At 66.4% G+C, this 24,085-nt stretch carries 23 protein-coding genes; 9 read left to right on the top strand and 14 right to left on the bottom strand.

What is annotated here, in order from left to right:
• Positions 1-35: 35 nt before the first annotated feature.
• Entirely contained in the window at positions 36-644 is a 609-nt protein-coding gene (locus ASC83_RS17245) for a hypothetical protein (RefSeq protein WP_235509406.1), read from the top strand.
• A gap of 29 nt (positions 645-673) precedes the next feature.
• Here ASC83_RS17245 and ASC83_RS17240 read toward each other — a convergent pair whose 3' ends face one another.
• Positions 674-2,275 carry a gamma-glutamyltransferase family protein gene (locus ASC83_RS17240; protein WP_056065309.1) on the bottom strand — a complete coding sequence of 534 codons (1,602 nt, stop codon included), beginning with the start codon at positions 2,273-2,275 and terminating at the stop codon, positions 674-676.
• Between the two features lie 143 nt (positions 2,276-2,418).
• A complete protein-coding gene (locus ASC83_RS17235) occupies positions 2,419-3,402 on the bottom strand; it encodes a tripartite tricarboxylate transporter substrate binding protein (protein WP_056065307.1) in 984 nt (327 codons plus the stop codon).
• Between the two features lie 152 nt (positions 3,403-3,554).
• On the opposite strand from ASC83_RS17235, the gene ASC83_RS17230 reads away from it, so the two are divergent.
• The gene (locus tag ASC83_RS17230; RefSeq protein ID WP_056065304.1) at positions 3,555-4,466 is read left to right on the top strand and encodes a LysR substrate-binding domain-containing protein; all 912 of its coding nucleotides are present in this window, start codon (positions 3,555-3,557) and stop codon (positions 4,464-4,466) included.
• A gap of 129 nt (positions 4,467-4,595) precedes the next feature.
• Here the strand turns inward: ASC83_RS17230 and ASC83_RS17225 are convergent, their stop codons facing one another.
• The 8 genes from ASC83_RS17225 to trpE all read right to left on the bottom strand — a co-directional run bounded on the left by ASC83_RS17225 (position 4,596) and on the right by trpE (position 10,489).
• Positions 4,596-5,312 carry a uracil-DNA glycosylase gene (locus ASC83_RS17225; RefSeq protein ID WP_056065302.1) on the bottom strand — a complete coding sequence of 239 codons (717 nt, stop codon included), beginning with the start codon at positions 5,310-5,312 and terminating at the stop codon, positions 4,596-4,598.
• A gap of 70 nt (positions 5,313-5,382) precedes the next feature.
• On the bottom strand, positions 5,383-6,186 hold the full coding sequence (gene trpC / locus ASC83_RS17220) for an indole-3-glycerol phosphate synthase TrpC (protein WP_056065300.1): 804 nt from the start codon (positions 6,184-6,186) through the stop codon (positions 5,383-5,385).
• Complete coding sequence (locus tag ASC83_RS24175; RefSeq protein ID WP_174240343.1) at positions 6,176-6,340, bottom strand: hypothetical protein; 165 nt, start codon at positions 6,338-6,340, stop codon at positions 6,176-6,178. Before ASC83_RS24175 ends, trpC begins: the two co-directional genes overlap by 11 nt.
• A 7-nt stretch (positions 6,341-6,347) precedes the next feature.
• Positions 6,348-7,385 carry an anthranilate phosphoribosyltransferase gene (gene trpD / locus ASC83_RS17215; RefSeq protein WP_055395612.1) on the bottom strand — a complete coding sequence of 346 codons (1,038 nt, stop codon included), beginning with the start codon at positions 7,383-7,385 and terminating at the stop codon, positions 6,348-6,350.
• A 23-nt stretch (positions 7,386-7,408) separates the two neighbouring features.
• Entirely contained in the window at positions 7,409-8,080 is a 672-nt protein-coding gene (locus ASC83_RS17210) for a LysE family translocator (RefSeq protein WP_056065299.1), read from the bottom strand.
• The gene (locus ASC83_RS17205) at positions 8,077-8,661 is read right to left on the bottom strand and encodes an aminodeoxychorismate/anthranilate synthase component II (protein WP_056065297.1); all 585 of its coding nucleotides are present in this window, start codon (positions 8,659-8,661) and stop codon (positions 8,077-8,079) included. The genes ASC83_RS17210 and ASC83_RS17205 overlap by 4 nt, the downstream gene beginning before the upstream one ends.
• Entirely contained in the window at positions 8,658-8,993 is a 336-nt protein-coding gene (locus ASC83_RS17200) for a chorismate mutase (protein WP_056065295.1), read from the bottom strand. Before ASC83_RS17200 ends, ASC83_RS17205 begins: the two co-directional genes overlap by 4 nt.
• On the bottom strand, positions 8,990-10,489 hold the full coding sequence (trpE, locus tag ASC83_RS17195) for an anthranilate synthase component I (protein ID WP_056065796.1): 1,500 nt from the start codon (positions 10,487-10,489) through the stop codon (positions 8,990-8,992). Before trpE ends, ASC83_RS17200 begins: the two co-directional genes overlap by 4 nt.
• Positions 10,490-10,852: 363 nt before the next feature.
• Here trpE and ASC83_RS17190 point away from each other — a divergent pair, with 363 nt between their 5' ends.
• Both ASC83_RS17190 and ASC83_RS17185 read left to right on the top strand, forming a co-directional pair.
• On the top strand, positions 10,853-11,452 hold the full coding sequence (locus tag ASC83_RS17190; protein WP_015016056.1) for a chalcone isomerase family protein: 600 nt from the start codon (positions 10,853-10,855) through the stop codon (positions 11,450-11,452).
• A gap of 279 nt (positions 11,453-11,731) precedes the next feature.
• Positions 11,732-13,351 (top strand): methyl-accepting chemotaxis protein, encoded by a 1,620-nt coding sequence (locus ASC83_RS17185; RefSeq protein WP_056065293.1) that lies wholly within the window; start codon positions 11,732-11,734, stop codon positions 13,349-13,351.
• A gap of 19 nt (positions 13,352-13,370) precedes the next feature.
• Here the strand turns inward: ASC83_RS17185 and gph are convergent, their stop codons facing one another.
• From gph to ASC83_RS17170, 3 genes are all read right to left on the bottom strand, one after another.
• Positions 13,371-14,081, bottom strand: coding sequence for a phosphoglycolate phosphatase (gene gph / locus ASC83_RS17180; protein ID WP_056065291.1), 711 nt, complete (start codon positions 14,079-14,081; stop codon positions 13,371-13,373).
• Positions 14,082-14,160: 79 nt separating this feature from the next.
• A complete protein-coding gene (locus ASC83_RS17175; RefSeq protein WP_056065289.1) occupies positions 14,161-15,684 on the bottom strand; it encodes a hypothetical protein in 1,524 nt (507 codons plus the stop codon).
• 2 nt (positions 15,685-15,686) lie between these two features.
• Complete coding sequence (locus tag ASC83_RS17170; protein ID WP_056065287.1) at positions 15,687-17,036, bottom strand: SPFH domain-containing protein; 1,350 nt, start codon at positions 17,034-17,036, stop codon at positions 15,687-15,689.
• A 230-nt stretch (positions 17,037-17,266) separates the two neighbouring features.
• Between ASC83_RS17170 and ASC83_RS17165 the strand changes: the two genes are divergently transcribed.
• The 3 genes from ASC83_RS17165 (at position 17,267) to ASC83_RS17155 (ending at position 20,659) form a co-directional block, all read left to right on the top strand.
• Complete coding sequence (locus ASC83_RS17165) at positions 17,267-17,965, top strand: response regulator transcription factor (RefSeq protein ID WP_056065285.1); 699 nt, start codon at positions 17,267-17,269, stop codon at positions 17,963-17,965.
• Entirely contained in the window at positions 17,962-20,139 is a 2,178-nt protein-coding gene (locus ASC83_RS17160) for a HAMP domain-containing sensor histidine kinase (RefSeq protein WP_056065283.1), read from the top strand. The genes ASC83_RS17165 and ASC83_RS17160 overlap by 4 nt, the downstream gene beginning before the upstream one ends.
• 127 nt (positions 20,140-20,266) lie before the next feature.
• Positions 20,267-20,659, top strand: a complete 393-nt coding sequence (locus tag ASC83_RS17155; RefSeq protein WP_056065280.1) for a hypothetical protein — start codon at positions 20,267-20,269, stop codon at positions 20,657-20,659.
• Between the two features lie 69 nt (positions 20,660-20,728).
• Here ASC83_RS17155 and rpe read toward each other — a convergent pair whose 3' ends face one another.
• Positions 20,729-21,409 carry a ribulose-phosphate 3-epimerase gene (gene rpe, locus ASC83_RS17150; protein ID WP_056065278.1) on the bottom strand — a complete coding sequence of 227 codons (681 nt, stop codon included), beginning with the start codon at positions 21,407-21,409 and terminating at the stop codon, positions 20,729-20,731.
• Positions 21,410-21,497: 88 nt separating this feature from the next.
• Between rpe and apaG the strand changes: the two genes are divergently transcribed.
• Together apaG and ASC83_RS17140 are read left to right on the top strand one after the other, a co-directional pair.
• Positions 21,498-21,905 carry a Co2+/Mg2+ efflux protein ApaG gene (gene apaG, locus ASC83_RS17145; RefSeq protein WP_056065793.1) on the top strand — a complete coding sequence of 136 codons (408 nt, stop codon included), beginning with the start codon at positions 21,498-21,500 and terminating at the stop codon, positions 21,903-21,905.
• Between the two features lie 88 nt (positions 21,906-21,993).
• Positions 21,994-24,012 (top strand): site-specific recombinase, encoded by a 2,019-nt coding sequence (locus ASC83_RS17140; protein ID WP_056065276.1) that lies wholly within the window; start codon positions 21,994-21,996, stop codon positions 24,010-24,012.
• Positions 24,013-24,085: the final 73 nt, after the last annotated feature.

Raw genomic sequence — 24,085 nt, 5'->3', positions numbered from 1 at the left:
CTACCATGCTTTTTTTCCTAACGCCCCTGCGCCCTTTGGCTTTTCTCCGTGCTTTCTCGTGTTTTTTGGCCCTGGTGCTGCTGTCGGCCTGTGGCAGTGTGCCGGTGTCATCACTGTGGAAGCTGCGGCAGCTCCAGCTGGAGACGCTGGACCCCGCCGCGCTGCGCGCCGCCGTGGTACACAGCCCGGGCCTGCAGCTTCAAGGCAACGCACTGGAGCTCACGGTGAGCGTTTCGCGCACGCTGCGCAAGCCCGGGGGAGCCATCGCCACCGAGCGCCTGGAAGAAAAATTGCCCCTTCAGGAGCTACGCAGCACGGCCGATCGCAGCGTGCTCGCGGAATATGAAACGTCCCGGACCCATGTGCAGGTCTGGCGGATCGACCCAGCCGCCCTGCCGCGCCTGCAGGCTCTGCGAGAGCGGGCCATGGGCTGGAAAGGCACGGACGATGGTTCCCGCCAGCTGGGCCTGGGGCTGGAACTGTCGGGCTGTCAACAAGGCGGCTCCGGCAGCCGCGTCGTGACCACCCTCTTGCGATTCACCGACACAGGGGAATACATCCCGCTGGTGCGCAACCTCGACCTTGCGGAGACGATGCCAGCGCAAGAGATCGCCAAGCGGTTTCCGGCCTGCACAACGCGCTGAGCCGCCTCAGTGCGCTGCGCGCAAGGCCGTCAGAACGCTACCGCGTGCCCGTCCTTGCGCGGGTCGGAGCCTGCGATGTAGCTGTTGCCGTTCTTCAGCACCAGCTGGGCGCCGCCAAAGGCGAACACGCCGTTGCCCTCTTCCACCGTCACTTCGTGCCCGCGCGCGCGCAGCGCGGCGACCACGGCAGGGTCAAAGCCTGGCTCCACGGCCACACCCTTGCCGCCCGTCACGCGCCAGCGGGGCGCATCAGCCGCCGCCTGCGGGTTCTGGCCGTAGCGCAGCACGCGCAGTGCCATCTGGGTGTGGCCCTGGCTCTGCATCGGCCCGCCCATCACGCCAAACGCCATTTGGGGCGTGCCGTCGGCATGCGTGGCAAAGGCCGGGATGATGGTGTGCGAGGGGCGCTTGCGCGGCGCCACCTGGTTGGCGTGGCCCGGGATCAGGTTGAAGCCGTGGCCGCGGTTCTGCAGGCTGATGCCCGTGCCCGGCACCACTACGCCCGAGCCAAAGCCCATGTAGTTGGACTGGATGAACGAGACCATCATGCCGGACGCGTCGGCCGCCGCCAGGTACACCGTGCCGCCGGGGCGCGGAGCGCCGTAGCCAGGGTCGCCAGCGCGCGTGGTGTCGATCAGTGTGGCGCGGCCGCGCAGGTAGTCGGGGTTCAGCAGCGCATCGGGCTTGACGTGCATGGCGTCGATGTCGGCGTTGTACTGGTGCAGGTCGGCAAAAGCGAGCTTCATGGCCTCGATGCTGGCGTGCACGGTCTCCACATCGTCCACCGGGTGAGCGCCGATGCCATGCGCGTCGAGCATGCCCAGCGCCATCAGTGCGGCAATGCCTTGGCCATTGGGCGGGATTTCATGAACCACGGAATCACCAAAGCGCTGCTGAATGGTGCCAACCCAGTCGGCCTGGTGCGCGGCCAGGTCGGCCAGCGCCATGGCGCCGCCATTCGCCTGCGCATGGGCCACGATGCGCTCGGCGATCACGCCCCGGTAAAAGGCTTCGCCTTCGGTTTCGGCGATCAGCTCCAGCGTGCGGGCATGGGCTTCGCTGCGGAAGATTTCACCCGCCAGCGGCACCCTGCCGTTCGGCATGAAGCACTCGGCAAACCCGGGCTGCGTGCCCAGCTTGGCCGCGCCCAGCGCCCAGAGGCGGGCGATGGTGGGCGACACCGGAAACCCGTTGCGCGCGTAGTCGATGGCGGGCTGCGCCAGCTGCGCAAACGGCAGCTTGCCCAGACGCTTGGAGAGCGCCACCCAGGCCGACACGGCGCCTGGCACGGTGACGGCGTTCCAGCCGGTTTCAGGGATGCCCCCCAGCTTCTCGAAGTACTCCGGCGTCCACGCAGCAGGCGAGCGGCCCGAAGCATTCAAACCGTGCAACTCCTTGCCATCCCACACGATGGCAAACCCGTCGCTGCCCAGGCCGCAGCCCGTGGGCTCCACCACCGTGAGGGCCATGGCGGCGGCAATGGCGGCATCCACCGCGTTGCCGCCCGCCAGCAGCATGCGCAGGCCCGCCTGCGCCGCCAGCGGCTGCGAGGTGGAGACCACATTGCGGCCCATCACCGCGCTGCGGTGGGAGCTGTAGGGAAGTGACCAGTCGAGGGATTGGGTATTCATAGCGTTCTGACTCCATACCTTGCGAGGCGGCTCGCAGGCGAAAACTGGCGCGGCCTCAAGCGAGGGACGCCCAGGAAGGGCCGCCCCGCACAGAGAGCGTCGCCCCCCTTCAAGGGGGAAGGCGCCGAAGGCGACTCAGGGGGTTACTCCACCGTGATCTTGTGTTGGCGAATCACCGTCGCCCAGCGGTTGCTGTCCGCCTGCACCATGGCACCAAACTGCGCGGGTGTGCGCGGCGCGGCGGGCTCCACGCCCAGCTTGGCCAGGCTCTCGGCCACCTCGGGCGCCTGCACGGCCTTGGCAAAAGCCTTGTGCACGCGGTCCACCAAGGCGGGGGGAGCCCCGGCGGGCAGGTACACGCCAAACCAGGTCACCGACGAATAGCCGGGCAGGCCAGATTCGGCCAGCGTGGGCAGCTCGGGCGCCAGGGTGCTGCGCTTTTCGCTGGTCACGGCCAGTGCGCGCAGGCGGCCGGCCTTGGCGTGCGGCATGCCGGTGGGCAGGGAATCGAACAGCACATGCGTCTGCCCAGCAATCAGGTCAGGGATGGCCAGGGCCGTGCCCTTGTAGGGGATGTGCGTCATCTCCGCACCCGCCTGGGCGCTGAAGGCGGCCGTGTTCAGGTGCACGATGGTGCCGTTGCCGCTGGTGGCGTAGTTGAGCTTGCCGGGGTGGGCCTTGGCGTAGGCAATCAGTTCGCCCACGGTCTTGACCGGCAGGCTGTTGGTGACCAGCAGCACGCTGGGTGCGTCGGCCACATGGGCCACCGGCGTGAAGTCCTTGCGCGGGTCATAAGCCAGCTTGGGCATGAGGTGGGGCGAGATCGCGTGGGTGCTGCTCGTGGTCAGCAGCAGGGTGTAGCCATCGGGTGCGGCCTTGGCCGCCTCGGCCGTGCCCAGGGTGCCGCCCGCGCCGGGCTTGTTGTCCACCACCAGCTGCTGCCCCAGGTCGGCCGCGACGCGCTGGGTGACCACGCGGGCCACCAGGTCGGTCGCGCCGCTGGCTGGGAAGGGCACGATCACCCGCACGGGGCGATCCGGCCAATTGGCTTGTGCCTGCGCGGCAGATGCCAGCACCAGCAGGCCGGCCAGGCCCCAGACACCACGGCCCCAGGAAAGTAGACGCATACAGAGCACTCCCGCAAAGAAATCGGACACAACAGAGGATGGGACCATCTTAGGAAGCCGCGCCTTGATTGACTACCAGCATTTCAGCAAGCTGCTTTGCTGCCACGGCAAACCGGCGCATACTGCCAGCCTCACTCCCGGTTCGGTCACCCATGCGCCCCCACCTGCTGCAAGACACCACCCTGCGCTACTTTCTGGCCGTGGCGCAGAGTGGATCGCTCACCGAAGCATCGGCCCGGCTGCATGTGGCCGCCTCGGCGCTGAGCCGCCAGATCGCGGGGCTGGAGGCCCAGCTGGGCACGCCCCTCTTTGAGCGCCACCCGCGCGGCATGGTGCTGACAGCGGCAGGCGAGATCCTGGCCGTGCACGCCCGCCGCACGGTGCTGGACGCCGAGCGCGCACTGGGCGAGATCGGCGCGCTGCAGGGCCTGCGCGCGGGGCAGGTGCGCCTGGCCACCTCCGACGCATTTGCCAACGAGCTGGTGCCGCGCCTGTGCGTGGAGTTCCAGCGCACCTATGCCGGGGTGCAGTTCAGCGTGATCGCCCTGCCCACGGCCCAGGTGCCCGACGCCGTGCGCAGCGGCACGGCCGACATCGGCCTGTGCTTCAGCCGCGCGCCGCACAAGGACATCGACGTGGCCTACCGCCAGAGCGCCCCGGTGCTGGCCCTGCTGCCGCCTGGCCACACGCTGGCCAGCGCGGGCAGTGTGACCCTGGCGCAGATGGCCGAATACCCCTTGGCGCTACCCCCGCCCGAGACCACGGTGCGCCAGATGATCGACATCGTCTGCAGCCGCCAGGGCTTGCAGCTCGACGCCGTGCTCATCAGCAACCACGCCAAGACGGTGGTCAACTTTGTACAGCTGGGCGGCGGCCTGTCCGTGGCCAGCGAGATTGCCGTGCGCCACCTGGTGGCCGAAGGCGCCATCGTGGCCCTGCCCATCAGCGACCCTGGCATGGACCTGCGCGACATCGAGATCCAGACCCTGGCCGGGCGCAGCCTGCCAGTGGCGGCGCAGGCGTTTCTGGAGCTGCTCAAGGAACGGCTACCGCAGCAGTGGTAGCCCTTGGCGTCGGTTATCCGGCGTGCTGGTCATCACCCGGCAGCCCCAGGCGAATCGCCCCCCCCCGGCACTGTGGCATCCACCGGCACCCCGCCGCGCGTGACGCGAAGGCGGTGCTGCAAACCCTGCTCAGTAACCGTGCAGCGCGCGAAAATCCCGCGCCTTGCCAAAGTGCCCGTTGCCAATAAAAGGGACAGGCGGGCGCAGTGCCGACAGGGGCGAGGGGTGGTTGGACGTGAGCACCAGGTGCCCGCGGTCTGCGGGAATCCACGCGCGCTTGGACTGGGCGTGCGAGCCCCAGAGCATGAACACCACCGGGCGCGGGCCTTCAGCCACATGGCGGATGACGGTGTCGGTCAGTTCCTCCCAGCCCTTGCCTGCATGGCTGGCGGCCTGGCCCTCTTCCACCGTGAGGCAGGTGTTGAGCAGCAGCACACCGTTCTTCGCCCACTTGACCAGGCTGCCGCCGGGGTTCGGGAACGGGGGGAAGGCCACCCCCAGGTCGCGCTGCATTTCCTTGAAGATATTCTGCAGCGAGGGCGGCAGGCGCACGCCCGGCGCCACCGAAAACGCCAACCCCTCGGCCTGGCCCCGGCCGTGGTACGGGTCCTGCCCCAGGATGACCACGCGCACGTCCTCAGGCGGCGTCAGCTCCAGCGCCCGCAGCGGCTGGGGCGGAAAGATCGCCGCACCCGCCTGCAGCCGCGCCTGCAAGAACGCGAGCAACGCCTGCCCGCGTGCGCCAGCAAAAAAGGCGTCCGCCAACGGCTGCCAGCCGGGCGCCACGGGCCAGTCGGCGGGGTTGGCGCTTTGGAGTTGGGCCGGGGTCTGGGGAGTTGAATTCATGGTCAAAATAGGCTGTAGCGCTTTACCATCAAGCGCAAGCAGCTATCAAATCAGGAGTTTTCACCCTCTCTCACCCAAAGAGCTTGGCCAGGGCCAGGCCCGGATCGTCCGCCCGCATGAAGGCTTCACCCACCAAGAAGGCGTGCACACCAGCGTCGCGCATGGCCTTCACATCGGCTGGCTTCAAGATGCCCGACTCGGTGACGAGAAGCCGGTCTGCAGGCACGTCCTTGAGCATGGAGAGCGTGGTGTCCAGCGTGACCTCGAATGTGCGCAAGTTGCGGTTGTTGATGCCGACCAGCGGAGTCTTGAGCTTTAGAGCCCGCTCCAGTTCGGGCCGGTCATGCACCTCCACCAGCACCGCCATGTCCAGGCTGCGGGCAATGGCCTCGAAGTCGGCCATCTGGGCGTCGTCCAGGCTGGCCGCAATCAGCAGGATGGCGTCGGCGCCCATGGCGCGCGATTCGTAGATCTGGTACGCATCCACCATGAAATCCTTGCGCAGCACAGGAAGCAACGTGCTGGCGCGGGCTTGTTTCAGGTAGTCGGGCTGGCCCTGAAAGAACTGCCGGTCGGTCAGTACCGACAGGCAGGCCGCGCTCACCTTGCCATCGCCTTCCATGTAGCTCTGGGCAATGTCAGCGGGCTCGAAGTCGGCGCGCAGCACCCCCTTGCTGGGGCTGGCCTTCTTGATCTCGGCAATCACCGCCGCCTGGCCCTTGGCGATCTTGGCGCGCAGCGCGCCTTCAAAGTCGCGGGTGAGCACACGGCTCTCGGCGTCGGCGCGCATGGCTTCAAAGGACAGGCGCTTTTTGGCTGCCGCTACTTCTTCGTGCTTGACGGCGACGATTTTGTTGAGGATGTCACTGCTCATGGTGCGCGGCCTTTGGGTTGTCGGTTTCGGTGTCGTCGGGCTCAGGGGAGCCCTGTTTCAGAATTTTGGTGAACACGCGGTGCATCACGAACCCGGCCACGATGAAAAGGGCAGAGATGCCCAGTGCAATCCAGGTGCCAGGGTCGCGCCACATGGCCGTGTCAGGCCGCCGTGGCCAGCGCGTGCGTGCGCGTGACCACCTGCTCCAGCTTGGCCAGCGCGGCGCCCGACGCAATCACGGCCCGGGCCTTGGCCAAGCCTGCGGGCACCGAATCGACCACATTGGCGGCATACAGTGCCACGCCTGCGTTCAGACACACGATGTCTTGCGCGGCGCCAGGCTCGCCCTTGAGCACGCCGATCAGCATCTCCCGCGACTGCTCGGGCGTCTCAACCTTGAGCGCGCGATTGCTCGCCATCGGCAGGCCAAAGTCCTCAGGGTGGATTTCGTACTCGGTGATCTGGCCGTTTTTCAACTCACCCACCAAAGTGGCAGCGCCCAGGCTGACTTCATCCATGCCATCACGGCCGTACACCACCAGCGCGTGCTCGGCGCCCAGGCGCTGCAGCGCGCGCACCTGGATGCCGACGAGGTCGGGGTGGAACACGCCCATCAGGATGTTGGGCGCACCGGCCGGGTTGGTCAGCGGGCCCAGGATGTTGAAGATGGTGCGCACGCCCAGTTCCTTGCGCACCGGGGCCACGTTCTTCATGGCGGGGTGGTGGTTGGGCGCGAACATGAAGCCGATGCCGACTTCAGCGATGCACTGGGCGATCTGCTCGGGTTTGAGGTTGATGTGGATGCCCAGGGCCTCCATCACATCGGCGCTGCCGCTTTTGCTGGATACGCCGCGCCCGCCATGTTTGCTGACCTTGGCGCCCGCTGCGGCGGCCACGAACATCGAGCAGGTGGAGATGTTGAAGGTGTTGGCACCGTCGCCGCCCGTGCCCACGATGTCCACCATGTGGGTCGCGTCCTTGACGTGGACCTTGGTGCTGAACTCGCGCATCACCTGCGCGGCGGCGGTGATCTCGCCAATGGTTTCCTTCTTCACGCGCAGGCCGGTGATGATGGCTGCGGTCATGACGGGCGACAGCTCGCCATTCATGATGAGGCGCATCAGGTGCAGCATCTCGTCGTGAAAGATTTCGCGGTGCTCGATGGTGCGCTGCAGCGCTTCCTGGGGGGTGATGGGCATGACGGTGTCTCCTGGGGTGGCGGTCAGGCCGCCGGTTGATCTGTAAAGGCCAGCTTGAGTCCGAAGCCGATGAACATGGCGCCCGCCACGCGGTCCAGCCAGTGCATGCCGCGCTGGATCACCGTGGCGCGTCGCGCCATCCATGATGCCGCCAGCGCCCAGCCCACATTGACGGGGATGGCGTTCACGTTGAACAGCACGCCCAGCAGCACAAAGGCCAGCGCCTTGTTGTCGGTGCCCGGCGCGATGAACTGCGGCACAAAGGCCAGGAAGAAGATGGCGACCTTGGGGTTGAGCACATTGGTCCAGAAGCCCCCCAGGAACACCTTGCGAAGCGGCGTGTGCGGCGCAGGGGCCGCCTGCGCAGCTGCCAGCGCTGCGCTGTTACCACCATCAGCACCGGGCTTGGACAACAGCATGCGCACGCCCATCCACATCAGGTAGGCCGCGCCGATCCACTTGAGCACCGTGAACGCCGTGGCCGAGGTGGCCAGCAGCGCGCCCACGCCCACGGCGGCCGCAAAGATGTGCACAAAACACCCGGCGGTGATGCCCAGCCCCGCCACGATGCCCGCGCGGGTGCCGGTCTTGAGCGCGTTGGTCACGATGTAAAGCACATCGGGGCCTGGCGTGAGGTTGAGCAGCCAGCCTGCGGCAATGAACATCACCAGCTCGTGGGCGTCGATGAAGCTCATGCGCGCTGCTCCAGAAAGTTCTTGAGCATGGCGTGGCCGTGTTCGGTGAGGATGCTTTCGGGGTGAAACTGCACGCCTTCGATCGCCAGCGTCTTGTGGCGTACGCCCATGATCTCGCCGTCCTCCGTCCAGGCCGTCACCTCCAGCACATCGGGGCAGGTGGCGCGCTCGATGGCCAGCGAGTGGTAGCGGTTGACGGTGAACTGCTCGGGTAGCCCGGCAAACACGCCCTTTTGCGTGGTGGTGATGACGCTGGTCTTGCCGTGCATCAGCTCCTGCGCGCGGATGATGTTGCCGCCGAAGGCCGCGCCAATGCTCTGGTGGCCCAGGCACACGCCCAGGATGGGCAGCTTGCCGGCAAAGTGCTTGATCGCTGCTACCGAGATACCCGCCTCTGCGGGCGAGCAAGGGCCGGGCGAGATGACGAGGCGATCGAGCTGGCCCGCGTTGAGGCGCGCCTCGATCTCGGCCACGGTGATCTCGTCGTTGCGGAACACCTCGACCTCGGCGCCCAGTTCACCAAAGTACTGGACGATGTTGTAAGTGAAGCTGTCGTAGTTGTCGACCATCAAGAGTTTCATGCGGCGCTCCCGGCAAGGGCGGGCTCGCGCAGACGGGCGAACTCGCGGTGTTCATAGGCAATGCAGGCTTCCATGAGGCTGCGGTAGATGGCTTCCATCACGTCGGCGTCACCGCCTTCGGCCTGGGCGCGCTCGCGCACGCGGGCCACGATGGCCTCAATGCGCGCTTCATCGCGCACCTGTTCCACACCTTGCTTGATGCGGGCGGCCTGGGTCATGTAGCCCACGCGCTCTACCAGCAAGGGCACCAGGACGTCGTCCAGCGCGTTCACTTCGCGGCGCACGTCCTGCATGGTGGTGCAGGGTTTGACTCGGGTGATAGCGAGGGTCATTCCAGCCCCTCCTCGACCAGTTCGGCGGCGCGCAGCAGCGCACGGGCCTTGTGTTCGGTTTCTTTCCATTCCAGCTCGGGCACCGAGTCAGCCACCACACCGGCAGCCGCCTGCACGTAGAGCGTTCCGTTCTTGATGATGCCAGTGCGGATCGCAATCGCCACGTCCATGTCGCCCGCGTAGCTCAGGTAGCCGCAGGCGCCGCCGTACAGGCCGCGCTTGGTGGGTTCGAGCTGGTCGATGAGTTCCATGGCGTGCACCTTGGGCGCGCCGGTGAGTGTGCCGGCCGGGAAGGTCGCCTTGAGCACATCCATGCTGGTCATGCCGTCGTGCAGGATGCCTTCCACGTTGCTCACGATGTGCATCACATGGCTGTAGCGCTCAACTGCAAAGGCCTCGGTCACCTTCACGGTGCCGGTTTTGGCGATGCGGCCGATATCGTTGCGCGCCAGGTCGATCAGCATCACGTGCTCGGCACGTTCCTTGGGGTCGTTGATGAGTTCGACCTCGGTGGCCTTGTCCTTCTCGGGCGTGGCGCCACGCGGGCGGGTGCCCGCCAGGGGGCGGATGGTGACCTTGGTGCCTTCGTCGGTCTTCTCCTGGCGCACCAGGATCTCGGGGCTGGCGCCCACCACATGGAAGTCGCCAAAGTCGTAGAAGTACATGTACGGCGACGGGTTCAGCGAACGCAGCGCACGGTACAGCGACAGGGGCGACTCGGTGTAGCGCTTGTGGATGCGCTGGCCCACCTGCACCTGCATGAAGTCGCCTGCGGCAATCAGCTCCTTGGCGCGCTCCACGGCGGCCAAGTAGTCAGCCTTGGCAAAGTCGCGCTGGGCGGGGTGGCTTTCGGTGGCCTTGACCACGGGGGCGCTCACCGAATACTTGAGCTGCTCTTTCAGCTCGCGCAGGCGCTTCTTGGCCTTGGCGTACGCCTCCGGCTGGGCCGGGTCGGCGTAGACAATGAGGTACAGCTTGCCCGAGAGGTTGTCGATGACGGCCAGCTCCTCGCACTGCAGCAGCAGGATGTCGGGGCAGCCCAGGGTATCGGGTGGGCAGGTGGTCTCCAGCTTCTTTTCGATGTAGCGCACCGCGTCGTAGCCGAAGTAACCGGCCAAGCCACCGCAGAAGCGCGGCAGGCCGGGGCGCAAAGCCACTTTGAAACGCTTTTGGTAGGCCTCGATGAAATCGAGCGGGTTGCCTTGCGCGGTCTCGACCACCTGACCGTCGGTCACCACCTCGGTCTTGGCCTGGTCGCCAAAGCCGCTGGCGCGCAGCAGGGTGCGGGCGGGCAGGCCAATGAAGCTGTAGCGCCCGAAGCGCTCGCCGCCCACCACGGATTCGAGCAGGAAGCTGTGCTTGCCGCCGTCTTTGGTGTGCGCCAGCTTCAGATAGAGCGAGAGCGGAGTTTCCAGGTCCGCAAAAGCCTCGGCCATGAGCGGAATGCGGTTATAGCCTTCGCTGGCCAGGCTTTTGAATTCAAGTTCTGTGATCACGGGGAGGGCTCCCAGCTGTCGCAGCGCGTGTCCCTGTGCAATGGAAAAGGGGCGCTGCGGTCCATTCAATCGGCCTCACCGCATCCGGGTGGAGGCCACGGGTGCACGCTGGGGCTGCTGCCCAGGTGCCATCAGGCGTTCAAAGCGACAGGCTGACGCCAGGGCCAGGCTCCCCGGTCGCTGCAACCTGTGATGAACACGTGGTGAATGAACATGGGCCAAAGTGTAGCAAAGCTTTTTTAGCGGGCTGATTTGACAGCCCTCACAGCGAGATCGCACAACCGCTCGAAAACCCTGTTGCGGCCCGACAGGAGCGCTGCAACAATTTGAAACGAACGACCGTTCTTTTTTTAGGAGCTGCGCATGAAATTCCTGACGCGATGCGCTGTGATGGCGGGTGCTTGCCTGTTGGCAGCCAGTGCCATTGCCCAGCCCATTACCGTGGCCGACGTGAAATACGAAGAAACCGCCAGCCTGAGCGGCAGCACCCTGCAGCTCAACGGCGCAGGGGTGCGCTACAAGGCAGTGTTCAAGGTGTACACGGCAGGGCTCTATCTCGAAAAGAAAGCTGGCACACCCGCCGACGTCATGGCCCAGAAGGGCCCCAAGCGCATGAGCATCACCATGCTGCGCGACATCGACTCCACCGAGCTGGGCAAGCTGTTCTCGCGCGGCATGGAGGACAACATGGACCGCGCGGCATTCTCCAAGCTCATTCCTGGCGTGCTCCGCATGAGCCAGATCTTCTCGGACCACAAGAAGCTGGTGGCGGGAGACCAGTTCCAGATCGACTGGATTCCGGGTACCGGCACCATCATCACCGTCAAGGGCAAGCCGCAGGGAGAGCCCTTCAAGGAACCCGAGTTCTTCAACGCGTTGCTGGGTATCTGGCTGGGCAATGCGCCAGCTGACTGGAAGCTCAAGGACGCGTTGCTGGGCAAGACCGCCCAGTCATCGTCCTAGTTGTCCTAGGGCAAACACCCACGCCCTCCCGGCAAAGGCTGTCGCGCGCCCGACAGACGCACCCCCTACCCGGGAGTAGCCTGTGCCTCAGTCCCCGCTCCAGCCATTGCGCAACCTTTCCAGCCCTTTTTTGACAACGCGACAACCGGTCTCCCGCTGCGCACACCCGCAGCGCCCGAGGCCACGGCCTGAACCGAGCTTTGTGCGCTATCCGCGCCCCGCAACGAGCCGTCTGTAACGCCCCTTCTGCCCCCAGCCCCTTACGCGCCAGACACCACCATGAAACTCAGCAACCTTTCCGTCGGCCTGCGCCTGGGCGCATCCTTCGGCGCCATTCTTCTCATCACGGCTCTCATTGCGGCCACAGGGATGTGGCGCATTGCCAGCCTGCAAAGCGCCAGCGAGCGCGTCGCCACGCAGGAGATCGAGCAGCAAACACTTGTGGAGGACTGGGCGTCAGACATCCGGCTGAACTGGGTACGCACCGAGGCCTTCCTCAAGGCCATCGACCGCGACTACATGGACAAGCTCACCGCCGATACCCAGGCGACAGCGAAGGGCATGGAAGCCAAGGTCAAGCGCATTGAGGCACTGGTGCAAGGCGACCAGGCCAAGGGGCTTCTGGCCACAATTGCGACGGCCCGGCAGGCCTACAACGACAAGCTCAACGAAATCCGGGAACTGCACCGCGGTGGCGAACCCAACGTGCCCGCCCTCGTGGACAAAGACCTGCGCCCGCTGGCCGACAAATACCTTCAATCCCTCGACGACCTGCGCAAAACCATGGCCGCCCAGCTGGCCGAAAGCCAGGCAGACACCTCCACCCTGGCCAAAGCCAGCCAGGTGCTGTTGGGCGTAGGCACGCTGGTGGCCGTCGCGCTCGGCGCATTGATGGGCCTGACCGTCACGCGCTCCATCGTGCGCCCCTTGCAGCAAGGCCAACAAGCCGCCGAAAGCATTGCAGATGGCGACCTGACCCACCCCATTACCACCAGTGGCAATGACGAAACCGGCCAGTTGCTACAGGCACTGTCCACCATGCAATCGCGCCTGGCCACCATCGTGGGCAACGTGCGCAACAGCGCCGAGGGCGTGGCCACGGCCAGTGCCGAGATTGCATCAGGCAACAACGACCTGAGTGCCCGCACAGAACAGCAGGCCAGCGCACTGGAGGAAACCGCAGCCTCCATGGAAGAGCTGGGCTCCACCGTGCGCCAGAACGCCGACAACGCCCGCACCGCCAACCAGCTGGCCATGAGCGCCAGCACCGTGGCCGTGCAGGGCGGAGACGGCATCAACGACAGCAGCCGCAAGATCGCCGACATCATCAGCGTGATCGATGGCATCGCCTTCCAGACCAACATCCTGGCGCTGAACGCGGCTGTGGAGGCCGCACGCGCGGGCGAACAGGGTCGGGGCTTTGCCGTGGTGGCGGGCGAGGTGCGCAGCCTGGCGCAACGCAGCGCCGAGGCCGCCAAGGAGATCAAGGGTCTGATTGGAACCAGTGTGGAACGCGTGGAGCGCGGCACGGCCCTGGTGGACAAGGCCGGCGCCACGATGACCGAAGTGGTCAGCGCGATTCGGCGCGTGACAGACATCATGGGCGAGATCAGCGCTGCCAGCAGCGAACAAAGCCAGGGCGTCTCACAGGTCGGCGAGGCCATCACGCAGATGGACCAGGCCACCCAGCAAAACGCCGCCCTGGTGGAACAAAGTGCTGCAGCCGCCGACAGCCTCAAGACCCAGGCCGGCCAGCTGGTGGACGCCGTGGCGGTGTTCCGCCTCTCTGACAACGCCACGCGCCCCAACAGCACCGTGCCCGCCCCCGTGCGTAGCAATTCCCCCGCGTCATCACGTCTGGACTACCGCAGCGTGGCGCCACGCCAGCTGACTGCCTAAACAGGCAGGCTCGGCCAGCTCAGGCGAGCTGCGCCAGCGTATCCACAAAACCATCGGCATCCACGGCCCGCACGGGCTGGCCGTGGTTGTAGCCATAGGTGACCAGCACCACCGGGCAGCCCGCAGCCCGCGCGGCCTGCGCATCGTTGCTGGAGTCGCCCACCATGAGCGTGCGCGCAGGGTCGGTACCCAATGCTTCGCAGGTCTTGAGCAACGGCAACGGATCGGGCTTCTTGCGCTCGAACGAGTCGCCACCGAAGACCTTCTCGAAATAGCCGTCAAGCCCCTTGGACTGCAGCAAGGGCAGCGCAAAGTCCCGGGGCTTGTTGGTCAGACAGGCGAGACGCAGACCACGGGCGCGCAAAGCCTGGAGCCCCGCCTTCACACCGTCATACACCCCGGCATACTGGCCATTGATGGCGAGATAGTGGCGTTGGTAGCTGGCCCAGGCCGATGGATACAACGCTTCAATTTCAGTAGCAACAGAGGCATGATTTATATGCGCCAGCACGTGGTGGAGCACTGAACGCAGCAAATGCTCCGACCCCTTGCCCACCATGTGCTCGATGGTCTGTGCCGCAATCGACGGCAGCTCCAGTTCGCGCAGCATGCGGTTCAGTGCCTCGTTGAAATCACCCATGGTGTCCACCATGGTTCCGTCCAGGTCGATGATGGCGGCGTCCACGCCGGTGAGCAATGTGGACAGCGGGGGGGTAACGGCGAGAGACATTGGGCAAGCATTCGGAAAGAGAAGACGGGACCAAGTTTACGGAACCCGTCAAATCCTCCCCTGGTCTGCCTTGCTTCGTTCACCGCAGGCTGAGCGTCTCGCGCTTCCACGCTGGGTCTTGCCAACGCTGGAACAGGGGCAGCGCTGCCACATCGCCCGTCACGCGCTCGGTGGTCAAGCCCTCCAGCCGCACCACCTCAAAACTCTTGCGGTAGCGGCCCTGGCCCCGGGCTTCGCGCGCCACCAGCATCTGCTGGCCGCCGGGCACCCAGCCCGCCCATTCGGCCACGCCGGTCTCGGGCGTGGCGGCGGCGGGCGGCAGCACATCGGCCAGCCAGCCGCCTTCCGTTTTGCGCAGCACCCACAGCTCGCGCCAGCCTTCCATGGGCTGCACGGCCAGGGTCAGGGCTGTGCCTTCACGGTTGGTGCTGGCCGATGCAGTCCATACCACGCCGTAGGTGCAGCGGCGCAGCAGCGGGGCCTTGGCGCTGTGCTGCGCGTCCACCAGCAGCACGCAGGTTTCGCCGGGTGCGCCGGGTTCGGTCAACAGTGCGGGGCGGGCTCCGGCGGCGGTCGCGACGGGTGCCGGAGCAGGCACCAGCGCCCAGCGTACGGCGCTCACGCGCATGGCAGCGTCGTTGTAGGCGCTCTGGTCCTCGTCAGGCAGCTCGGCCTTGCTCACGCCGGTGAATTCCGTCAGGGCGCGTGCGGCGGCAGCGGCCACCGCCGGGTCGGCCGCGTTTTTGCGTGCTTGCTGGAAGGCTGCAGCACCCCACACGCTGGCGCGGCGCATCTGCACGCGGTTGCGCAGGTAGCCGGGCAGGCCCGCCACGTCCACGCGCTCCAGTACCTCAGCCTGCCAGGTGGTGACCTTGGCACGCTCGTGTGCGGGCAGTTCGGGGTTGATGCATTCGGGGCGGGTCAGCGCCAGGACGGCGCGGGCGCGCTGCTCGGCATCGGCCACAGGCATGGCCAGCAGGCGGCGAAAGGCCTCGCCCTCGTAGCAAACCTGCATGCGGCCTTCGACCTCGTAGGTGGCAAAGCGCACGCCGTAGCCATTGGCCACATCCAGGTGGGCCGACAGCGCAGCACCCGAGGCCTTGCCCGGCACGGCCACCGAGGCACGGCGGGCCAGGCGGTCGGCAAAGGTGCCCAGGGCATCGAAAGCCTGGGCCCCCTCCACCCCCGCCAGCGCCTTTGCGGGCGCGGCCTGCAGGTAGGCGGCAGTCAGGCCAATGCCCAGCGCTTCGGCGCCCGGGGTGTCCTGCACAAAGCGCATCACGGCCAGCAGCGCGGGGCCTTCGGCCTCGGTCAGGGCCACGCGGCGCACATCGCTGGCGCGGATGAAGCCACCGCGCTCACGCTTGTGGTCCCACACCTGCAAATAGTCGAGGCGTTCGCCGCGCACTTCCAGCACTTCGCCCTGCCACAGGCTGGCATGCTGCTGGGCACCATCGCGCGGTGTAACGCGCAGGCTGGCCTGGTCCTGCACCACGATGGCACTGCCGTGGGCGCCGGGCGATGGCTGGGGGGCGGCCTCGGCCGCCACGGTCACTGCAGCGCTGGCCACGGCTGCCAACAAAGTTGCGAAGGTCGCGTTCATGTTCACTGCTCCACGGCTTGGGTGGTGGTGGCGTCGTCGGCCACGGCAGCAGCCTGCGCGGCACCGGCCTGGGCGTTGCGGTTACCGCCCAGCAGCGCGGCACCGATGAAGTCGCCATTGGTGGGCGGGGGCGCGATGATGACCTGGATCTTGTCCGAGAGCTTGTCGGCCAGCGTCTTCTGAATGAGCAGCGGGTGTTTGGTCACCAGCGCGCCTTCGCGGGCCATTTGCTCGGCGTTGACCTTGCCCACGCGGTCCATGCGGTAGGCCTCGGCTTCGGCCAGCTTCTGGCGGGCGTCGGCCTCGCCGTTGGCTTCGATGCGGCGGGCCTGGGCGGCGCCTTCAGCAGCTTTCACGCGGGCCACACGCTCGGCTTCGGCCTCCAGCTGGCGCTGTTCGATCTGGCGCTGCTTGAAGGGCAGCACGTGCTTCATGGCCTCTTCCTGGGCCTTGGCGGCGATGACCTGCTCACGCGCGGCGGCTTCGGCGGCCACTTCGCGACGCACCTTGTCGGCGTTGGCGTCCAGCTCGGTTTCCTTCACGCGCTTGTCTTTCAGCTCCAGCGTGTAGCGCATTTTTTCGGACGCCAGCTCTTCGGCCAGTAGGCTGTCCATGCCACGGCGGTATTCGGCGGGCAGGTCCACCTTGCCAATCTGCAGGCTGCGCAGCGTCACGCCATCGGCCGCCAGTCGGGCGCGCAGTTCGGTTTCGATGGTCTGTGCAATTTCGGCGCGCTTGGACGAGAAGATTTCACGCACCGTGTAGCGGGCAAACACCTTGTAGACCAGACCCTGCACGGCAGGCTCCACGATGTCGACACCCACGTTGTCGGGCAGGTTGCCGGCCTTGACGGCGGGCGAGTTGGGGTCCAGGGCATAGCGCACGCTAAGGTCCAGCCCCAGCGACAGGCCTTCCACCGACTGCAGCGGCGCACTGCCCGTGGCCTGGCGCATGGCTTCGGGGCGGTAACTCTGGTCACGCAGCGAGAACACGCGCACCGTGTGCAGGCCGGGCACCACCCACACGCTGCCATCGCGCCAGAGGCTCACGGCACCGGTGAACTGGTTCAGGCGCACACCGAGGTCGCCTTGCGCCAGGTGTTGCACCGGCGGATTGCGGTACACCATCAGGCCTGCGGCGGCCACCATAGCGCCAGCAGTCAACCAGCGCACGGTGCGGGCGGTGGGCAGCAGATAGGCCCAGTTCAGTCGAGGGCCATCGGCACCGCATGCATCGGCTGCCACAGGGCTTTGCGATTCAGCGTCCAGCACGGGCTCCATGCCGGCTTCGGACAACGGGGTAGAGCGACGGCCCTTCAGGGTCTGCACGATGCGGTTCCAGGTGGCTTTCATGGTGTTTCTCTCTCGGGTTGGTTCGGTGTTGTTGTCGTTTCTGAGCCGCCGCTGTGGCTTGCTCATTGAGGACCGATTGTTCGGATCCACCCCGGAAGCAACAATGCGGCGCAGCCCCCAATGCGCTCACACCGGTCGCACGAACCTTCCGGTCCCGGAAGAAAAACTCACACCGCCCAGAACGGGGCGCCGGGATAATCCACCCACCCCTCTACTGCCCCGCCCTGCCTATGACCCGCATTGCCGTGATCGAAGACGACCTGCCCACCAGCAACCAGTTGGCCGGGTGGATACGCAGCGCCAAGAGCGGCATCGTCATCGACCAGTGGTTTACCCGCGACGAGGCCGAGGCCGCGCTGGCCCGCGAGCACTACGACGCGGTGGTGCTGGACATTGAGTTAGGCCGCGAGCGCCATGCGGGCGTGGCCCTCATCAACGCCATCAACAAGCTGCGCCAGGGCACGCCGGTGCTGGTGGTGTCGGCCATGCCTGCGGCCATCTACCGCAGCATCATGAAGGCGCTGGACGCGTGGGACTACCTGCAGAAAACCACGTTCGAAGAGGCCGATTTCATCGAGACCTTTCTCGACATCCTGCGTGCCACACAGGCCCAGGCCCCAGCCAGCGCGCCCTCAGCCCCCGTGGGTGATGCACTGGTGCTGGACCCGCTGTGGCAGCGCACCCCCACCTGGCGCGGCGAGCGCATCAACCTGCCACTGACGGCCCAGCGCATCCTGGCCACGCTGCACCAGCGCAGTGGCGAGGTGGTGTCGTATGACGAACTGTTCGAGGTGGTGAAAAGCGGCCGCAACCGCGACAACGTGCGCAAGCATGTGAGCACCATTCGCGAGGCGCTGCGTGAAGTCGATCCTGGATTTGAGGGAATAGAAAACGTGCCCATGCGCGGGTTCCGCTGGGTCGGCAAATGAAGCGCCTGCTGCGCCGCCCCGCGCTGGAAATGCCTAGACTGGGCCTGCCCGCGTTCCGCCTGCGCATCCTCGTGCGCAGTGTGTTCGTGCTGCTGGCCCTGGCCACGGTGGCGCTGAGCGTGGTAGTGCTCAAGGACGAAAAAGAGCGCGCCTGGCAGGCTTACCAACATGGCTTTGTGCGCAGCCAGGCCGAGGTCATGGCGCGGCTGCGCCACCCCTCGGGCCAGTTGGCGCTGCTCAACGCCAGCCACCTCGGCCAGGGCGTGACGCCGCTGGCGCCGCTGCTGCTGCCCTATGCGGCCATCGACTTTGACGACCCGCAAAAATCACAGCAAGCCGTGGAGATGGCGGGCTGCTCCGTGCAGTACCCCGATGGCGCATCAGTGTGCGCAGCGATTGGCAACAACCCCTATGCGGGCGGCTTCATTTACCTGGTGGGCAGCTTCTATGCCGGCGAGCTGATACCCCGCGAGCGCGGCGCCTTGGTGCCCGCCGAGGCGCACCGCGCGCGCATCAGCCTCGACATGCGGGGCACCACCTACCGCTGGATTGCGCCGTATGAGGCCATGACCCCACAGGGCAGCGCGGCCGTGCGCGGGCGCCTGACGGGGTTTGTGGACAACGGCACGCCGCAGCTCGACGCCCGCGCGCGGCCGGTGCGCGACTTTCGCGGCTGGCTGTGGCAAAACGGCCAGTGCCGCGACCTGCCGCCCCCATCGGTGCAACAACCCACTGGCGGGGCCGCCATCACCTCCGACTGCCTGCGCCGCACCCACTACTCCATCCGCCTGCCGGTCGAACTGTTCCGCGAAGCCCTGTTCCGCAAGGACGAGCGCTTGGTCTGGCCGCCGGAAGACCTGGGGCAGATGCGTGTGCGGGTGGAGATGCTGGCGCCGGGCGAGGACACCAAACCGCTGTTCGACAGCGACGCGCCCGGCGCGCAGCTGGCCGCATCGCTGGGCGACCTCTCGCGCAGCCTGTTGCCGGGCGAGCGTGTGCAGATCCGCAAGCTGGGCAGTGACGAGGCCAGCGCCATCACACTCAAGGGCATCGAAGTGCAGGCCGATCCATCTGCCCCCTGGCTGCTGCGCCTGATCCGCTGGCTGCCGCTGGAGGCCGCAGGTGTGGGCACGGCAGCAGCCACGCCCGCCGCCCCCACGGCCCTGGACATTCTGGACACGCCCACCGGCAACTACGTGGTCAACTTCACCGGCCACCTGCGCGGCGTGGAGCAAGGCCTGGCCGCTGTGGCCACGCGCCTGTCGTGGTACCTGGGTGCCATGCTGGGCGCCATTGCGCTGGCCTGGCTGGTGGTCGAGGTGGGCCTGATCCGCCGCGTGACAGCCCTGACCCGCCGCGCCGCCGCCGTGTCGTACAACGTGCAGCCTGGCCACACCGGCCCCCGGCTGGGCGATCTGGATGTGTCGGACCTGCGCGGCTCGGACGAGCTGGGCATTCTGGCCGGTGGCTTGGCCGACCTGCTGCAGCGCGTGAAGGACGACCTGCAGCGCGAGCAGCTGCGCGCCCAACAAGAGCGCGACATGTGGCACGCCGTAGGGCACGAGATCATGTCGCCCCTGCAGTCGCTGATGGCGCTGAACGGCCCACAAGACCCCGGCCACCGCTATGTGCAGCGCATGCAGCAGGCCATCCATGTGTTGTATGGCACGGCATCGCCCGCCGAAGCGCTGCAGGCCGCCGATGTGCCCGAGGGGCGGCTGGACCTGGATGCCTTCTTGCGCAACGTGGCCGACAACGCCCACTTTGCGAGCATTCTGGATGTGGTGTACGACCTGGGCCCAAGCCACCCTGGCCCGGTCATCGTGCGGGCCGACGAGTTTGCGCTCGAAGACGTGGTGACCCACATCTTGCGCAATGCCGACCGCTATCGCCCCACAGGCAGCCCCATCAGGCTGACGCTCACGGCGTCAGAATCCACCGCCAGCGCTACGCTGCACAACCAGGGCTCCACCATTGCAGACGAACTGCTGGAGCGGATTTTTGAGCTGGGCGTTTCCGACCCCGCCAGCCCCACCCCGCTGGGCGAGGGCGAGCACCGGGGCCAGGGGCTGTTTGTGGCCAAAACCTACATGGCCAAGATGGGCGGCACCATTAATGCGCGCAACACGTCTGATGGCGTGGCCTTCATCCTGACCTTTCAGCGACTGGGCTGACCCAGCCCAAGACGCGAAGCGCGCGCACGGGCAAGGGCGGCTCTGTCCGACAGGGGCACATGGCCCCGGCGCCTACCCTGCAGGCATAGGTTCAGACCTTCGTCTGCCATTGCCTCAGGAGCCCTCCATGAAACGCCTTCGCTTTGCCACCTCTGTATTCACTGCGACCTTGCTGCTGGCCTGTGCGGGCGCATCCGCTCAAACGCCGCCGCAGGACGCGCGGGCACGCTACGAGCAGGAGCGGGAAAAGTGCATGACCAACAACACCCAGGACAGCCTGGCCACCTGCCTGCGCGAGGCCAACAACGCACTGGACGCTTCCCGCAAGGGCGATCTCAGCAACCCTGGAGCCGCCGCCACCGACAACTCCACCCAGCGTTGTGCAGCGTTCCAGACGGCTGCTGACCAGGCGGATTGCATGCGTCGCGTGCAAAGCAGCCCGGCGAGTGGCTCGGTATCCGGCGGCGGCGTGCTGCGCGAATCGACTACGACCACCATCACCGTGCCTGCGCAACAGTAGCCTGACCCCCTATTAGGTGCGGTCTGTCACAAAGGCATCCGCGCCCAATCTTCGCAGCGACCCAGGCGATCAGCCCAAGGCCACACGCATCGCGTCGATCACGCCCCGGTAGTCCGGCTTGCCAAAGATGGCGCTGCCCGCGACAAAGGTGTCAGCACCCGCGTCAGCCACGCGGCGTATGTTGTCTGTCTTGATGCCGCCATCGACTTCCAGACGAATGTCCTTGCCAGAAGCATCAATGCGCTTGCGCACAGCTTCGATCTTGCGCAGCGCGGAGTCGATAAAGCTCTGGCCGCCAAAACCGGGGTTCACGCTCATGATGAGGATGAGGTCGATGTCGTCGATCACCCAGTCCAGCACATCCAGAGGTTCGGCGGGATTGAACACCAGGCCAGGCTTGACGCCTTTGGACCGGATGGCCTGGATGCTGCGGTGCACATGGCCCGAGGCATCGGGGTGGAAGCTGATGTAGTCAGCACCCGCGTCGGCAAAGGCAGCGGCCAAGGCATCCACGGGCTGGATCATCAGGTGCACGTCAATCGGCACGGCCACGCCCACAGGCGTTTTGGCGTGGGGCTTCAAGGCCTGGCAGACCATGGGGCCAAACGTCAGGTTGGGCACGTAATGGTTGTCCATCACGTCAAAGTGAATCCAGTCGGCGCCAGCGGCAATGACATTGCGCACTTCCTCGCCCAGGCGGGCAAAGTCGGCGGAAAGGATAGAGGGGGCGATTTGGAATGTGCGGCTCATCCCTCGATTGTCGCAAAGCGCAGAACCACTGGGGTTTTGGCACTTGGGAGTTGCCCACACACGGGGCGGCACGGTTACCATGCGGCCCATGCCAAAGTACCAGTTTGACGTGGAAGTGCTGCCCGAATACCTGCCCGAGCAGTCTGCGCCGGACACCGGGGTGTTCAGCTTCGCCTACACCATCACCATCACCAACGCAGGGGACGCGCCCGCCCAGCTGATCTCGCGACACTGGATCATCAGCGACGCGCGCGGCCACACCGAAGAGGTCAAGGGCCTGGGCGTGGTGGGACAGCAGCCACTGCTCAAGCCGGGTGAGTCGTTCCAGTACACCAGCGGCTGCCGCCTGCGCACCTCCAGTGGCACCATGCACGGCACCTTCCATTGCGTGGCAGAAGATGGCGAGCCTTTCAATACCCCGGTGCCCTTGTTCGTGCTGGAGGCGATCAGCCACGGCCCGTCGGGTGAGCCCCTGAGCGACCGGGTGCTGCATTGAAGAACCATTCCCACAGCCCCCATGCCCACCCTTCCATGGGACCGCTATCCATCGGATGGGCGGCTTTTCCTATGGGGGCCGGCCACCTATGAAAAATTCCGCCGAGCCCAAAGACCTGGCCCACCTGCTGGCGGCGCTGGACCCTGCCGCCGACCTGGCCCATCGCCACCTCTGGCTCATCCACCTGCTGGACTGGGTGCGCGGCAAGCGTGATTCGGTGCCTGCCGCGGTGGGCCGGGTGCAGCTTTTCATCGATGCGGTCGCGGCACGGCCCGATATTCAGCAGCGGCTGCAGGCCTGGTGGGCGACGCTGGTGGACCAGGTAGACATCACCACCTTGCTGGCGGACTTTGGCTTTGCACCCCGCACCGCCCTGGTCAGCGAGATGGCCGAACGCCTGCGCACCAAGCTGCTGCCAGGCAGCCCAGAGACCATCGATGCGTCCGAACTGTTCATGCTGGCCTTGCCCAGTGCGTTCGACGCGCAATGGCTGGCCGCGCTGGATGAAGCCACCCTGAACCGCCTGGTGATGTTGCTGGCCCAGGACAACGCCGACGAGCGCCCGGGCGGCGCGACACGCTGGCACCGCGCCTTGCTGGACGCCATCACCTACTGTGCAGGGCAAATCCTCTCGACCGGCTTTGCACCCGAACTGCGGCTGCGCATGAGCGAATCTGCACGGGAGGCACAACCCTTCCACGCCCTCATCCGCGACGTGGAAAGCCTGCGGGTCGAGGTGCTGCACGCACTGCGCACCCCCGACCGGCTGGACGCATCCGCCCAGCGCCTGCGCGAACGCTTGGAGGCCTGCCGCGCGGCGGCTGCCACCGTCTATACGCATTTCGAGGACAACGGCATTTCGGTGGGGCTGGTGTTCAGGCTGCGGCAGCTGCGGGAGCGCATCTTGCGCGTGCGCGTGCTGCTCGACTGCCTGCTGTCCGCGCAGCCCGCAGTCACTGCGGCGCAACTCATGGCACAGCTGGTGATGGTGGGACAAGAGCGGCGCAGCCTGCGCGCGCTGCTGGCCTCCAACTCCTCGCTGCTGGCGGCCAAGGTGGCCGAGCGCAGCGCCGAAACGGGCGAGCACTACATCACCCGCACCAGTGCCGAATACCGCTCCATGCTGCGCAAGGCGGCAGGCGGCGGTGCGCTGATGGCCTTCACCACACTGATCAAGTTTGGCCTGTATGCGCTCGCGCTCTCGGCCTTCTGGGGCGGCTTCATGGCGGGCATCAACTATGCCGTGAGCTTTGTGCTGATCCAGTTGCTGCACTTCACGGTGGCCACCAAACAACCTGCCATGACCGCGCCTGCCATGGCGGCCAAGCTCAAGGAGCTGGGCACCGGCGATGCGATCGAGTCGTTCGTGGACGAGATCACGCACCTGGTGCGCTCGCAGGTGGCTGCTGTGCTGGGCAACGTGCTGGTGGTGTTCCCGGCCGTCCTGGCGCTGGCTGCACTGATTGCACTGGCCACGGGCCACCCGGCCATCAGCGAGAAGCAGGCCGAGCATGTGTTCGAGTCCCTGCACCTGCTGGGGCCGTCGCTGTTCTTTGCCGCCTTTACCGGGGTGCTGCTGTTTGCCTCCAGCATCATCGCGGGCTGGACAGAGAACTGGTTTGTGCTGCACCGCATGGACTCGGCCCTGCACTACAACCCGCGCATCACCGGGCTATTGGGAGCCGAGCGCGCCGCGCGCTGGGCGAGGTTCCTGCGCGAGAACCTGTCGGGTTTTGCAGCCAACATCTCGCTGGGTTTCATGCTGGGCCTGGTGCCTGCTTTCGCTGCGTTTTTCGGCTTGGGGCTGGATGTACGGCACGTCACCCTGTCCACTGGGCAGGTGGCGGCCGCCGGCGCCACGCTGGGTCTGCAGGTGCTGCAGTTGCCCGCGTTCTGGTGGGCGGTAGCCTCGCTCCCGTTCCTGGGCGCACTGAATGTGTCGGTGAGCTTTTATCTGGCCTTCAGTCTGGCGCTGCGTGCACAGAACGTGAGCGGCGTGGACCGCTCGCGCATCTATGCCGCCATCCGCGCCCGCCTGCGCACCGCGCCGCTGAGCTTTTTTGTGCCCGAGCGGCGGGGGCCGCTGGTGACAACGGCACAGGGCTGAGGCGAAACCGCCGCCTCTGTCCTACAAGGGCGGAGTGTTTCCGCCTGTAAATTCAAGGGCCCAACGCCCCAGC

Source organism: Acidovorax sp. Root402 (genome assembly GCF_001425125.1).
GTDB lineage: Bacteria > Pseudomonadota > Gammaproteobacteria > Burkholderiales > Burkholderiaceae_C > Acidovorax > Acidovorax delafieldii.
This window is presented reverse-complemented; position numbering and strand designations above follow the sequence as displayed.